The sequence below is a fragment of the Streptomyces globisporus genome (assembly GCF_003501885.1).
Classification (GTDB): domain Bacteria; phylum Actinomycetota; class Actinomycetes; order Streptomycetales; family Streptomycetaceae; genus Streptomyces; species Streptomyces globisporus_D.
On sequence record NZ_QWFA01000180.1, the window covers coordinates 1 to 13277 of the forward strand.

General features: G+C 72.7%; 10 protein-coding genes. 3 read left to right on the forward strand and 7 right to left on the reverse strand.

What is annotated here, in order from left to right; genetic code table 11:
* Positions 1-377: 377 nt before the first annotated feature.
* Complete coding sequence (locus tag D3105_RS26690; RefSeq protein ID WP_118905553.1) at positions 378-1424, reverse strand: BMP family lipoprotein; 1047 nt, start codon at positions 1422-1424, stop codon at positions 378-380.
* Positions 1425-1606: 182 nt separating this feature from the next.
* Positions 1607-2845: an amidohydrolase gene (locus tag D3105_RS26695; RefSeq protein WP_118905554.1), complete on the reverse strand. Its 1239-nt coding sequence runs from the start codon at positions 2843-2845 to the stop codon at positions 1607-1609.
* A gap of 313 nt (positions 2846-3158) precedes the next feature.
* Between D3105_RS26695 and D3105_RS26700 the strand changes: the two genes are divergently transcribed.
* Positions 3159-4775 carry an FG-GAP repeat domain-containing protein gene (locus tag D3105_RS26700; protein ID WP_165891090.1) on the forward strand — a complete coding sequence of 539 codons (1617 nt, stop codon included), beginning with the start codon at positions 3159-3161 and terminating at the stop codon, positions 4773-4775.
* A 69-nt stretch (positions 4776-4844) separates the two neighbouring features.
* On the opposite strand, the gene D3105_RS26705 is transcribed toward D3105_RS26700, so the two are convergent.
* Genes D3105_RS26705 through D3105_RS26720 form a run of 4 tightly spaced genes read right to left on the reverse strand, consistent with a single transcriptional unit; the run spans position 4845 to position 9497 of the window.
* Positions 4845-5879: a hypothetical protein gene (locus D3105_RS26705; protein WP_118905556.1), complete on the reverse strand. Its 1035-nt coding sequence runs from the start codon at positions 5877-5879 to the stop codon at positions 4845-4847.
* A gap of 10 nt (positions 5880-5889) precedes the next feature.
* Positions 5890-6822 carry an N-acetylneuraminate synthase family protein gene (locus D3105_RS26710; protein ID WP_032763659.1) on the reverse strand — a complete coding sequence of 311 codons (933 nt, stop codon included), beginning with the start codon at positions 6820-6822 and terminating at the stop codon, positions 5890-5892.
* A 12-nt stretch (positions 6823-6834) separates the two neighbouring features.
* On the reverse strand, positions 6835-8073 hold the full coding sequence (locus D3105_RS26715) for an acylneuraminate cytidylyltransferase (RefSeq protein WP_118905557.1): 1239 nt from the start codon (positions 8071-8073) through the stop codon (positions 6835-6837).
* 38 nt (positions 8074-8111) lie between these two features.
* Positions 8112-9497, reverse strand: a complete 1386-nt coding sequence (locus D3105_RS26720) for a DUF6716 putative glycosyltransferase (RefSeq protein ID WP_118905558.1) — start codon at positions 9495-9497, stop codon at positions 8112-8114.
* A 208-nt stretch (positions 9498-9705) separates the two neighbouring features.
* Here D3105_RS26720 and D3105_RS26725 point away from each other — a divergent pair, with 208 nt between their 5' ends.
* Positions 9706-10689 (forward strand): glycosyltransferase family 2 protein, encoded by a 984-nt coding sequence (locus tag D3105_RS26725; RefSeq protein ID WP_118905561.1) that lies wholly within the window; start codon positions 9706-9708, stop codon positions 10687-10689.
* Positions 10686-12023, forward strand: a complete 1338-nt coding sequence (locus D3105_RS26730; RefSeq protein ID WP_118905559.1) for a polysialyltransferase family glycosyltransferase — start codon at positions 10686-10688, stop codon at positions 12021-12023. The genes D3105_RS26725 and D3105_RS26730 overlap by 4 nt, the downstream gene beginning before the upstream one ends.
* A 119-nt stretch (positions 12024-12142) precedes the next feature.
* On the opposite strand, the gene D3105_RS26735 is transcribed toward D3105_RS26730, so the two are convergent.
* Positions 12143-13243, reverse strand: a complete 1101-nt coding sequence (locus tag D3105_RS26735; protein ID WP_118905560.1) for an acyltransferase — start codon at positions 13241-13243, stop codon at positions 12143-12145.
* Between the last annotated feature and the right edge of the window lie 34 nt (positions 13244-13277).

Here is a 13277-nt window from a genome sequence, read left to right on the forward strand (position 1 = left end):
GGCTCGGGGGCCCTGGGGGGCGGGGGTGAAGTTATCGCGCCGGAGGACTGTCTACACGCGTAGCGCTGCCGAATCGTGAAACACGGGTGCACGTGACGGTCCGGACGCGGGGTCCGGACCGGGCGGGAGAGCACTGCGAGAGGCGGATCTTCTTCGGTCGTACTGAGACTGAGGGTTGCGGACTGCGGGTGCCGCGGGTGCCGTGGGCCTTCGGTGAAGCCCCTGCAAGGGTCTTGACCGAAGCCCCTGAACGGCTCGGGCGGCCGGCTGGCCCGCGGCCCTGCCCGTCACCGGCGGCGTGAGCCGCGCGGCGTACGGACAGGGCCTGGGAAACCGGCCGGGGCGACGGCCCGGGAGGGGCCGTCAGGCGTTCGGCCTTACGGAGCGGTCTTGACGGTGATCTTGCCGTCGATGATCTCCTGCTTGGCCGTGTCGACGGCGGCGATGACGTCCTTCATGTCGGCGAAGGCCGGGTTGGACATCGACAGGGCGACGCCGTTCTTGTCCAGGCCGTAGCGGATCTCACCGGTCTGCGGCTTGCCGTCCTGGACCGACTTGATCAGGTTGAACACCGCGTCCTCGATGTCCTTCGTGACCGAGGTCAGGATGGACGCCTTGTAGGGCGCGAGACCCTTCTGCTGGTACTGGTCGGAGTCGACGCCGATGTTCCACTTGCCCGCCTTGGAGACGGCCTCGATGGCACCGGAGCCGGCCAGACCGGCGGCCGAGTAGATCACGTCGGCCTTCTTGTCGAGCTGACCCTGCGCGGCGGCCTTGCCGAGGTCGGGCTTGGAGAAGCCACCGAAGTCCGGCGGCTGCGTCAGGTACTGGGGAAGCACGTTGACCGAGGCGTCGGTGTCCTTGACGCCCTGGACGAAGCCCGCCTCGAACTTCTTGATCAGCGGGGTCTCGACACCGCCGATGAAGCCGACCGTCTTGGACTTGGTCACCTTGGCGGCGGCGACGCCGGCGAGGTAGGAGCCCTGCTCCTCGTTGAAGACGATGTTGGCGATGTTCTCGCCGGTCACCGAGGCGTCGTCGATGATGCCGAAGGTGGTCTTCGGGAACTTCGGCGCGACCTTCTTGATGGCGGGCGCGTAGGCGAAGCCGACGCCGATCACCGGGTTGTTGCCGGAGCGGGCCAGCTCGGTGAGGCGCTGGACCTTGTCCGCGTCTCCCTCACCGTCGGAGGGCTCGGCCTCGCTGCCCTGGACGTCGAGGTCCTTCTCCGCCTTCTCGAGTCCGGCGTAGGCGGCGTCGTTGAACGACTGGTCGCCGCGGCCGCCGATGTCGTACGCGATGGCGGCCTTGTCGCCGTCGGAGCCGGAACCGGCGTCCGACGAGTTTCCGCCACACGCGGTGACGCTGAGCGCGAGTGCCGCGGACGCGACACCCACGGTGGTGATCCTGGTGATCCGGCGCAAGGGAAGGCTCCTTCAAACCTGACCGAAGCGCCTCTTCCGGCGCTGGTTTCGCCGCGATCGTAACGCGCGTAGATGTCAGATAAGAGCACGTACGGAAGCCGTTATCGGATCGTCGCGAACAGAAGCCACCCACAAGGCGGCACAGGAGTCCACGAACGGCCTACGAAGACTGTGTCAACGCTTCACGAACGGCCGCCGTCGAGCAGGGCGGCGGCCGTGAACAGCTCCACCCCCACGGTGATGGCCTCTTCGTCCACGTCGAAGTTGCCGCGGTGCAGGTCGAGCCCGCGCGTGTCGCCCGGGGTCCGGACGCCGAGGCGGGCCATCGCGCCGGGCACCTGCTCCAGATACCAGGAGAAGTCCTCGCCGCCGAGGCTCTGCTCGGTGTCCTCGATCGCATACGATCCGCGGCGCTCGGTCATCGCGGCGTCCAGCAGGCCGATCGACTCGGCGTCGTTCACCACGGGCGGCACGCCGCGCACGTAGTTGATGACGGTCTTGGCCCGATGCATTCCGGCCACCTCGTCCACGGCGGCGTGCACCAGGTCGGGGGCCTCGCGCCAGGCGTCCAGATTCAGGCAGCGGACGGTGCCGGACAGCTCGGCGTGCTGCGGGATGACGTTGGGGGCGTGCCCGGTCTCCAGGCGGCCCCAGGTCAGCGCGAGCCCGGCGCGGGCGTCGACCCGGCGGCCGAGCAGCGCGGGCACGTCGACGGCGATCCGGGCGGCGGCGGTGACCAGGTCGGTGGTGAGGTGGGGGCGGGCGGTGTGGCCGCCGGGCCCGTCGAGGGTGATCTCCAGCCGGTCGCAGGCCGAGGTGATGGCCCCGATCCGCAGCCCGATCCGCCCGACGTCCACCTTCGGGTCGCAGTGGACGCCGATGATCCGGCCGACGCCCTCCAGCACCCCGGACTCGATCGCGTCGACCGCGCCGCCGGGCAGGACCTCCTCGGCGGGCTGGAAGATCAGCCGCACTGCGTTGGGCAGCAGCCCCTGCCGGTCGAGATCGGCGAGCACGAGGCCCGCGCCGAGGACTGTGGTGGTGTGCACGTCGTGGCCACAGGCGTGCGCCCGGTCGGGCACGGTGGACCGGTAGGGCACGCCGGCCTTGGTGTCCGGGATCGGCAGCGCGTCGATGTCCGCCCGCAACGCCAGCATGGGCGTCGCCCCGTCCCACTCCCCCACGTCACACATGAGACCGGTCCCGACGGCCAGGACCCTGGGCTTCAGCCCGGCCTTCTCCAGCCGGTCCTTGATCGCGGCGGTGGTCCGGAACTCCTGGTTGCCGAGCTCGGGGTGCATGTGCAGATCCCGGCGGAAGGCGATCAGCTCGGCACGGAGTTCCTCACCGAGCCGGCCGGGCAGCGCACCTCCCCCGGGCTGGTCGGCCAGGCTGTGGGGGCGGGAGGCGCGGGACTTCAACTGGTTCACCTTATGAAGCGTAGGCCCCTTGCCCCCTCAACTGGCCATGGATCCAGGAAATTTCAGCCGTGCAGGCGAACAAAGTTCGGGTGAGGACGTGTGACGCAGGGTGGTTGCGGGTATACCGATTCCTCTTTCGGCGCGGGGTGCGCACCCCGGTGGGAAAGGCACAGGACACTGCGACAGGGGCCCTCATAGGATCGCGAAAAAGCGTGAACATCCTGTGAGGAGCGCTATGAACAGTCGGTCGGACGCCACCCCGGTCAGAGGGAGACGGACGAGGAGGAGACGGATCCGTCACGGCACACTCCTGGTGGCTGTCGCCGCTTCCCTCAGCACGGTCGCCGTCCTGGCTCCGCCCGCCGCGGCCGCGCCGGAGGAATCCCGTGCCGCCGCGTCCACCGGCGGCGCGCGCCAGGTGAACGCGCCCCCCGAGATACCGGACCGCCTGGCCACGAGCCCCGAAACCGCGTGCGCAGGTGGATTCATCGGCAACACCCGGGCGACTCTCATGGCCCGGGTGGACGACGCCGACTCGCCCTCACTCACCGCACAGTTCCAGGTCTTCGACGCGGACGGCACGGCCCCGGTGGCCGAGCGTTCGGTGGCCGCCGCGGCGGGCGGCACCGCCTCGGCCTCTTCGGTCGACCTGCCTTCCGGTGACTACCGCTGGCGGGTTCGTGCCACGGACCAGGCGGGGGCCTCCTCCGCCTGGACCGACTACTGCCTCTTCTCCGTCGACCGCGTACGACCGGACCGGCCGCCGACCGTCTCCTCGGAGGAGTTCCCCGACGGGGACGCCGGATGGCCCGCGGAGACCGGGGACGCCCGCACTCCCGGCACCTTCACCTTCGGCGCCAACGGCGTGGACGATGTCGTCGGGTACGTCTGGTACAGCACCTTCGACGCGCAGCAGCGGGAGGTCTCCGTCTCCCCCGGCGGAACGGCGGACGTGACGGCCACCCCGCTGAGGGGCGGCCCGCACATGCTGTACGTCTACAGCGTCGACCGCTCCGGCAATCGCTCGGACACGACCACGTACCGCTTCTACGCCCAGGGCATCACCACTCCCGATGCCCCCGGCGACCTCAACGGGGACGGCGCCAAGGACATCTGGAGCCTGGACGACCGGGGGAAGCTGCTCACCTACGCGGGCCGGGGAGACGGGACCTTCGCCCCCGCCACCGACGCGGGGCTGACCGCGCCCGGGGCCGGCACCGCCTATCGGGCCGACTGGGACGGCGACGGATACGTCGACCTGGTGACGCTGGAGTACAACCCCGGCACGCGGCGGAAGCAGCTCTGGGTCCATCCCAACAGCGGCCTGGGGAGGGTCGACGGTGTCCGCGGCCGACAGCTTCTGACGGTCGACTGCCCGGTCCCGGACGAGGACTACGGCTGTGTCGGCGAGCCCGGCTGGACGGGTGACGACCACTGGGCGAACGCGGAGCAGGTGATCGCCCCCGGCGATCTGAACGGTGACGGCAGGAGTGATCTCCTCGTCCTGGAGGGCGGGCTGCTGTGGATCTACCACGGCCTGTACGGGACGCAGCTGGACGTGCCGGTGGCGGCCGACGGCTCGGACTGGGACGACTTCACCGTCCTCGCGCCCGGCGACGTCAACGGTGACGGCCTCGCCGACCTGTGGCTCCGTGACAAGGCCACCGGTGACCTCTACAGCGTGCACGGCGGCAGCGGCACGGACGGTGGACCGGACCCCGCCGTCTGGGGCGACCCCGCGAACCGCGTGCAGATCGGCACCGGTTTCACCGTGGCCACCCGTCCCGTGCTGGACACGGTCGGCGATCTCGACGGCGACGGTGTCGCCGATCTGCACGGCCGTACGCAGGACGGCACCCTGACGCTGTGGCCGGGCCGTGTGGCGGCGGACGGCAGCTTCGGCTTCGGGGAGGGACGGACGATCGGGTGACTCACCTGATCGGCCGGGTGTTCCCCCGGGGATCGCCCGGCTCCCGGGGCCCCCGCCACTGCGGGGGCCCTACGCGTGGGCCGTCGAGGTCAGCCGCTGCACCCCCCGTGCCGTCTCCGTGACCCCGCTCAGGAAGCCCTGGGCGCGTGGGGAAGCCGTGGCGCGGAGCCATTCCGGGGCGATGTCGCAGACCGCGACGTTCACGCCCGTGCCGGCGAGGGCCAGGGGGAGGGTGTGGACGACCGTGGAGGGGAAGCTGACGATCGTGCGGCCGATGGGGCCGCGGCGGGCGATCAGTTCCAGGGGGAGGTCCGGGCGGACTATCTCCAGGCCGGTGGCGGCTTCCAGGGCGTGGAGTTTCTCGGCGGACTCGCGGCGGTGGGCGAAGTAGCGGGTGGCGCCGTGGGTGCGGGCCAGGGAGGCCACCGCCTCCTGGTACGGGACGGGGTCGACGACGCCCGTCTCGACCAGGGAGGTGCCGACGAGGTCGGCGCCCTTGCCGATGCTGGGCGGGCCGAAGCGGGCCCGGGTCCAGGCGAAGGTGTTCGGGGTGACCGTGATGCCGGACGGAGCCTCGACCGGCATCGCGGTGAACACCTCGACCGTGTGGCGGGCCGTCGGGGTGAAGCGGCGGCGGGCGGTGGCGGTGACCGGGGCCAGGACCAGTTCGCGCGGTCCCGTGCGGCCCCGGCGGTGCCAGCGGGTCAGGCGCTCGCCCCGGGCCAGCTGGGCCACGAACTCCATGGTGGCCGTGCCGTCGTCGACCACGGTGAGGCGGTCGGCGCGGACCAGGGTCAGCAGGAGCTGGACGTAACGCGAGAACGGGTCGCCGATCACTATGTGGTCCGCGCGCCGGACCAGGCCGGCCAGGGCGCGCAGGGCCTTCAGAGGGGCGCCGGACTCGCCGCGCGCCTCCTGCCAGCGGACCGTGATGCCCTCGTCGCGGGCCAGCTCCGCCATCCGGCGCAGCTGACCGCGCGACATCGGGTCGACCGGGGGGAGGACGACGACCGTGGTGGCGGCCGGGTCGTCTCCCCCCTGGGTGTGAACCCACTCCAGGACGTTCAGGAGCTGGACCGGGCTCTCGACGAAGGCGAGGTTCACCGGTCGGCGCTCAGACCGCGACCGGCTCGGGGGCCGGCGCGTTCTCGGTCTCGGCGACGACGCCCGCGACGCGGCGGAGCTTCTTCATCGGGCCGAGCTCGGACTCGTACACCTTCTTGACGCCGTCACCGAGCGACTGCTCGATGGTGCGGATGTCGCGGACCAGGCGGGTCAGGCCCTGCGGCTCGACGGAGGCGGCCTGGTCGGAGCCCCACATGGCGCGGTCGAGGGTGATGTGGCGCTCGACGAAGGTGGCGCCGAGGGCGACGGCGGCCAGCGTGGTCTGGAGGCCGGTCTCGTGGCCGGAGTAGCCGATCGGGACGTTCGGGTACTCCTGCTGGAGGGTGTTGATGACCCGGAGGTTCAGCTCCTCGGCCTTCGCCGGGTACGTCGAAGTGGCGTGGCAGAGCAGGATGTTGTCCGAGCCGAGGACCTCGACCGCGTGGCGGATCTGCTTCGGGGTGGACATGCCGGTGGAGAGGATGATCGTGCGGCCGGTGGCGCGCAGGGCGCGCAGCAGCTCGTCGTCGGTGAGCGAGGCGGAGGCCACCTTGTGGGCGGGGACGTCGAACTTCTCCAGGAAGGCGACGGCCTCGGTGTCCCACGGGGAGGCGAACCAGTCGATGCCGCGCTTGGCGCAGTGCTCGGCGATGGCGGTGTACTCGGCCTCGCCGAACTCGACGCGGTGGCGGTAGTCGATGTACGTCATCCGGCCCCAGGGGGTGTCGCGCTCGATGTCCCACTGGTCGCGCGGGGTGCAGATCTCCGGGGTGCGCTTCTGGAACTTGACGGCGTCGCAGCCGGCTTCGGCGGCCGCATCGATCAGCGCGATGGCGTTGTCGAGGTCGCCGTTGTGGTTGATGCCGATCTCGCCCGTGATGTAGACGGGGTTGCCGGGGCCGGCGGTGCGGGTGCCGAAGGTGCGCAGGCGGGAGGTGCTCATGGTGGTGCTTCCTTACGTGGTGGGGACAGTGGGGGCAGGGGTGGTGGTCAACGTGGGGCCCAGCAGCCAGGCCGCGATCTCGCGGATGGCGCCGTAGCCCCCGGGGGTGGTCGTGACGGCGCGCGCTGCGGCGCGTACCGAGTCGTGGGCGCTGGCGACCGCGACGGGCCAGCCGGCGAGGGAGAAGCAGGGCAGGTCGTTGACGTCGTTGCCGACGTAGAGGACCCGGTCGGGTGCGATGGAGTGCTCGTCGCACCAGCGCTTCAGCGCCTCGTCCTTGCGGTCGATGCCGTGCAGGACGGGGATCCGAAGCTTGCGGGCCCGGGCGGCGACGACCGGGTTCTGCTCGGTGGAGAGGATCAGCAGGGGCACGCCGGCCTTGCGCAGGGCGGCGATCCCGAGTCCGTCGCCCCGGTGGACGGCGACGGTCTCGCGGCCCTCGGAGTCGACCATGACCCGGTCGTCGGTCTGGGTGCCGTCGAAGTCCAGGACGACCGCGTCCACGTCCGCGAGGGAGGGAAGCGGGGAGGGGTCCAGGAGGGGGGCGAGCGCCCGGGCGCGGGCCAGGTCGTGCGGGTCGTCGATCTCCAGCACCCGGGCCGGGTCGGTGGGGACCAGGGCGGTGTGGCCGAAGAAGCGGTGGCGGTGGGTACGGAAGCCCGCCGCGTCCATGGCGTAGGCGGCGCCGGTCTCCAGGTAGTCCTGGGGGCGGTCCTGGCGGCGGGGGCGTACGGACTTGTCGTGGTTGACGCCGTACGTGCTCTCCTCGACCGCGTGCCCGTCGCGCCAGACGAAGCCGTGGAACGGGGCGACCGTGACGGCCGTGTCCGCCCCCTCGTGGGCCACCGCCCGGGCGACGCCGTCGATGTCCTCGCGGGAGACGAACGGGCTGGTGCACTGGACGAGGAGGACCACGTCGACGGTGCGGGCCCGCTCCGCCTCGTAGACGTCCAGGGCGTGCAGCACGGCCGCTTCGCTGGTCGCGGTGTCGCCCGCGATGGCGGCGGGGCGCTCCACGCAGTGCAGCCGGTGGGCGGCGCGGAGGTCGGCGGCGGCGGTGCGGGCGGCCTCGGCGATCGCCCCGTCGTCGGTGGTGACGACGACGTCGGTGACCTCGGGGGCGCCGAGGGCGGCGCGGACGGCGCGGGCGACCAGCGGGATACCGCCGACCTCGGCGAGGTTCTTGGCGGGCACGCCCTTGGATCCGCCGCGGGCGGGAATCACGGCGAGGACGGTCGGGGGCGGCTGCATCGCTGCTCCTGGTGTGGTGGCGGTTCCTGAAGTGGTGGTCACAGGTCCCCCATCCGGCGGATCACCGGCGCGACGCGCTGGACGCCGTGGCGGTAGGCGCCGCGGGCCGCGTTGCGGACGGTCTCGCGGACAGCGCCCCGGACCCGGCCGGGCTCCTGCGGCGCGGCCGCGCCGGGCAGGGGCGTCCCGTCGGGGGCCAGGTGGTGGCGGCCGAGGATGCCCGGGAGGTAGCCGGGGGCGCCGGCCGGCGTGTAGTAGGGCGCGAGCGGCGGGAGTTGACCGGCGTCGAGGAGGGCGGTGACCTTGGCGCGGGCGGTGTCGTAGGCGGTGCCGTACGAGCCGTCGGCGGCGACGCCCTGCCCTGCCACCCACTCCGCGTCCGGCCGGGGCCGGGTCCCGCCGTCGAGCCGGTCCCAGGAGGTGAGGAGCCCGGAGCCGACGAAGTGGTGGTTACCGAGCATCTCGCGGACGCCGAGGTCGGTGAGGATCGCGGTCGGGATGCGGCGGTGCAGGGACTCCAGCGCGGCGGTCGAGGAGACGGTGACCAGAAGGTCGGTGCGGTCCAGGACCTCGCCCATGTGCCCGTACACCAGGCGGAAGTTGGGCGGCAGACCGCCGGGCAGCCGCTGCGCGAGCTTCTGGTAGGGCAGTTCCTCGACGTGGGTGGTGTGCTCTCCGGGCTTGGAGCGCAGCTTCAGCAGCACCTCGCGGCGCGGGTGCAGCCGGGCGTGCTCGACGAGCCGGCGGAGCAGGTACGTACGGTCCGCGCGGGAGGCCGGTACGGAGGGCTGGGCGGCGAACACCACGGTGTCGCGGCCCTCTTCGGGCCGGTACGGGGCTCCGCCCAGGAAGGGCAGGGCGGCCTCGGTGACGGCCGACGCGTCGGCGCCCACCCCCTCGTACACCGCGCGGAAACGTTCCGCGTCGTGGGCCGAGTTGGCGAGGACGACGTCCGCCCCGTGGCGCAGCAGGAGGCCGTCGGCGAGCTTCTCGTAGACGACGCCGACGTATCCGGTGACGACGACGGGCCGGCGCGGGAGGTTCAGCGCGGCGATGCCGTGCAGCATGGCCTGGACGCCGCCGCCAACAAGGGCGAGGACGACGAGGTCGAAGCCCTCGTCGCGCACGGTGTGCAGGAACTCGACGGCGGTGACCTCGCGGACCCGCTCGGCGTCGATGCCGACCTCGCCGACCTCCGCGAGCTGGCGGGGTGTCGGAGTGGCCCGGCCGCGCAGCAGCAGCCCGCTGACGTCGACGGGGCGCGTGTCCTGCCCGTCCCCGGCGGCCCCGGCGGTCAGGCGGCGCGCGGTGAGCGCGCCCCATTTCCACCGGGTGTCGGAGTCGGCGAGGACGGCGACCCGGAGCGCCGGTCGGGCGGCGGGGGTCTCGGCCGGTTCGGCCTCATGGCTGGTACGTGGGGGCACGTCGAAGAAGTTAGGAAGGCATTTCGATGAGCGGCCCAACGCGATGGCAACAGATGGTTAACAGCGAGCCGACGATTGGGGGACCGCCGCAAATAGGCCCTCAATTGCCGTTCCGGAAAAGGCGATTCACCTGTGCGTCGGCCGTTGTTCACCTGCTGGGCGCATTACGGAAAAGGAAAGGGCCAGGGCCGCACCTAACGTGATGCGCGTGGTTAAGCTCTCCGTCATCGTGCCGTTCTTCAACGTGCAGACCTACGCGCCCGACACCCTGAGAAGTCTGCGGGCCAACGCCCGCGAGGACTTCGAGTTCCTTCTCGTCGACGACTGTTCGACCGACGGAACGCTCCCGCTGCTGCGCCGGGCCGAGGACGAGGTCCCCGGGGCCGTCCTGCTGCGGCACGAGGTGAACGGCGGTCTGGCGACCGCCCGCAACACCGGTCTGGACGCCGCCCGCGGCGAGTACATCGCCTTCCTGGACGGCGACGACTGGCTGGCCCCCGGCCACTACGAGCGGCTGGTGGCCAGGACCGAGGCGCTGGGCTGCGACTTCGTGCGCACCGACCACGTCCAGGCGAACGGCAGGACCCGCACCGTGCGCCGGGTTCCGCACGGACCGCACGGTGTGGTGAGCGACCCCCGGGCCGCGATCCTGCCCGCCCACCGCACCACGTCGGTGGACTACGCGTTCGCCTGGGCGGGCCTCTACCACCGGCGGCTGCTGGACCGGGGGCTGCTGCACTTCACCGACGGGCTGCGCACGGCGGAGGACCGGCCGTGGATCTGGCGACTGCACCGCGAGGCGGAATCCTTCGCCGCCCTGGGCCTGCTCAGCCATTTCTACCGGCGCGGGGTGGCGACTTCCCTCACCCAGATCGGCGATGTGCGCCAGCTCGATTTCCTCCGCGCATTCGACCAGGTGATCGCGGAGACCGCCGCCGACCGCGAGGCGGAGGTGTTTCTGCCGAAGGCCGTACGCACGTACTGCGCGATCATCGCCCACCATCTGGGCGACCTGGACAAATTCGAACCGGCCGTGGCCCGTGAACTGAAAGCGCGCTGTACCGCGGCCCTGGGCCGCCTGCCGCAGCGGCTGCTGGACGAGGCGCTCGACGCCATGGACGTGACACGGGCGACCCGGGTGCGCAGGCTGCGCCGCCGTCCGGCCGCCACGAAGGGGGCCTCGGCCGCATGACCATCCGGATCTTCCACGCCTCCTCGCCCGGGGCGGTGGTGCTGCTCGCCGCGGCGATCGACGCGGGCTGCTTCACCGAGCCCGACCGCCGGATCCTGCTGCTGTCGCGGACCGGCCCGGCCCCGGAGGCCGTCGCCGACGTCTCTGCGAGCGTCGGGTTCGAGCGGCTGCGCACCCGGTTCGACGCGGTGCTCTCGTGGAACGACGCGATCGACCCCTTCCACCCGGACGGCTGGAGCCCCCGGGCGGACGACGCCCCGCTCTGGGAACGCCACTTCCGGCGGGCCTGGGATCTCGGCGAGGAGGAGCTGGAGCTCGTCGTGGACTCCCCGCACGCCGGTCCCGCCCGGGCCCTCACCCAGGCATTCGCGGGCACCCCGGTCGATGTGTACGCCGAGGGGCCCGGCGCGTACGGCCCGACCGGGGAGAAGATCCCGCCGCTGACCGGGACCCGGGTGCGGCGGCTGCTCCATCCGGACCTGGTCGCCGGGGTGCGCCCGCTGCTGCTCGGCGAGTACGGGGTGGAGCCGCGGACCGTTCCGGCCGAGGCGATCACCAACGTCGTCGCCGAACTCGCGGACGGAGAGGTTGCGTTGCCCGCCGTCGAGGAGCCTGCGCTGCTGCTCGGGCAGGATCTCGCGGGGGCCGGGCTGATCCCGGCGGCCGACGAGGCGGGGCTGCGGCGGGAGATGGTGCGCGGGGCGACGGCGCTCGGCCACACCCGGCTGGTGTACGCGCCGGATCCGTATGCCCCGTGGGAGAACCCGGCGGCGCTGCGCGCGGAGGCGGACCGGCTGGGCGTCGAACTGACGTTTCTGGACGGCCCGTTGCCCATCCCGGCCGAGGTGCTGGTGCACCGGCTGCGGCCCGCGCTGGTGGTGGGCTGCACCTCGGCGGCGCTGTTCGGGGCAGCCCGGTTCCACGGTCTGCCGGTGGCGACGGCGGGCACGGGGCTGCTGCTGGAGCGCCTGGTCCCGTACGAGAACCCGGAACGGACGGCGGCGACGCTCGCGGATGCGGTGCTGCCGGGGCTGGGCGATGCGGAGGCGGTTGCCGCGCGCCGGAAGCCCTCATCCGGGTCCGAGTTTGACGGTCTGCTGGCCGCCGTCGCCTTCGCGATGCGGCCGAAGGTGCGCGCCGATCTGCGCCCGGCCGCCGAGCGCTACCTCGCCGCGCACCTGGACAGCCGCACCTGGCGCTACTTCAAGCGCCGCCGCCTGGCCTCGCTCGCGCTGCCCGGCGTGGTCCCGGCCCGGCTGGCGTTCCTGCGCTCGAACCCGGCGCTGCGCCGGGTGGTCCGGCGAGCGCGGGCGCTGCGGGGCGGGAGGGGCTGAGGGCCGGGAGCGGCGTTCGCGTCGGCCGGGGCCCTGGGGGGCTCATGCGGGGCCGGGGTCTTGCGAGGCGAGTGCTCACGTCGGCCGCAGCCCTGGTGGGCTCACGTGGGGCCGGGCGCTCAGCCCAGTACCTGGCTCGCCCCCGCCCGCCCCCACAGCAGGGCCGCGCCGAACGACAGGGCCGTCGTGGCCACCGTGATCCCGGCCACCAGCGCCACGGCGGCCGGGCCGCCCAGGTCCGCCCCGACGAAGGCGTCGGTGAGGACGCCGAGCACGAGGACGTGCACGAGATAGGCCCCGAACGACGCCTCGGACAGCCGCGCCAGCGTGGGGCGCATCCGCTCCGGGACCCGTACGCCGTGCAAGGACACCAGGACCCCGCAACTGAACAGGGCCACCAGGACGTGCGCGTACGGGATCGCGTAGTGCACCTCGTGCTGGTACGCGATCACCCCGGCGAGACCGGCCGCCGCGAGCAGCAGCCAGGGCCACCGCCGCCTGCCGAACGCCCCGGCCGGGGCGGCGAGCAGCAGCGCCCCGAGCACCGCGTAGATCAGCTGGTACGGCGCGAACGCCCAGCCGAAGCGCGGCAGTTCGCGGCCGATCGCCCCGGCCAGGTCACCGAGGAGCGACGGGGCGGACGCCAGCACGAGCAGGACCGCGCCGAGGCCCCACGGCCGCTTGCCCGCCCGGACGAGGACGAGCAGCCCCAGGACCATGATCACGGGGAGATAGGCGTACAGGTACCAGAGGTGGTAGGCGGGGCGGACCGAGGCGAACACGGATTCCAGGGCGAGTTGGCGGACGGGGTCGTCGTTGGTGTCGCGCAGCTTGCCCCAGGCGATGTAGAGCGCGGTCCAGACGGCGAGCGGTACGACGATCCGCACGATGCGCCGCCGCAGCCGGGCGCCGTCCTTGGGCGGGGCCCCGACCAGGACCACCCAGCCGGCGATGGCGAAGAAGAGCGGTACGGCGAAGCGTCCGGCGGAGTCGGCGGTCAGCCCCGCCCAGTAGGTGCCGGGCCCCTCCGACGCCGTACGGCCCACGGTGTTCACGAACGCCGAGCCGGTGTGGAGGCCGATGACGGCGATGGAGCAGAGCAGCCGGACGAGGTCGATGTCGTAGCGGTGTCCGGCCCGGTCGGGGCGCGGTGTCTCCGGGGCCGTCGTCGCGGGAGCGGGAGCGGAGGCGGCGGCCGAGGCGGGGGGTGTGGTGGACATGGTCCTCAGAGGGTGGGCGGGGCGGTGCGAAGGG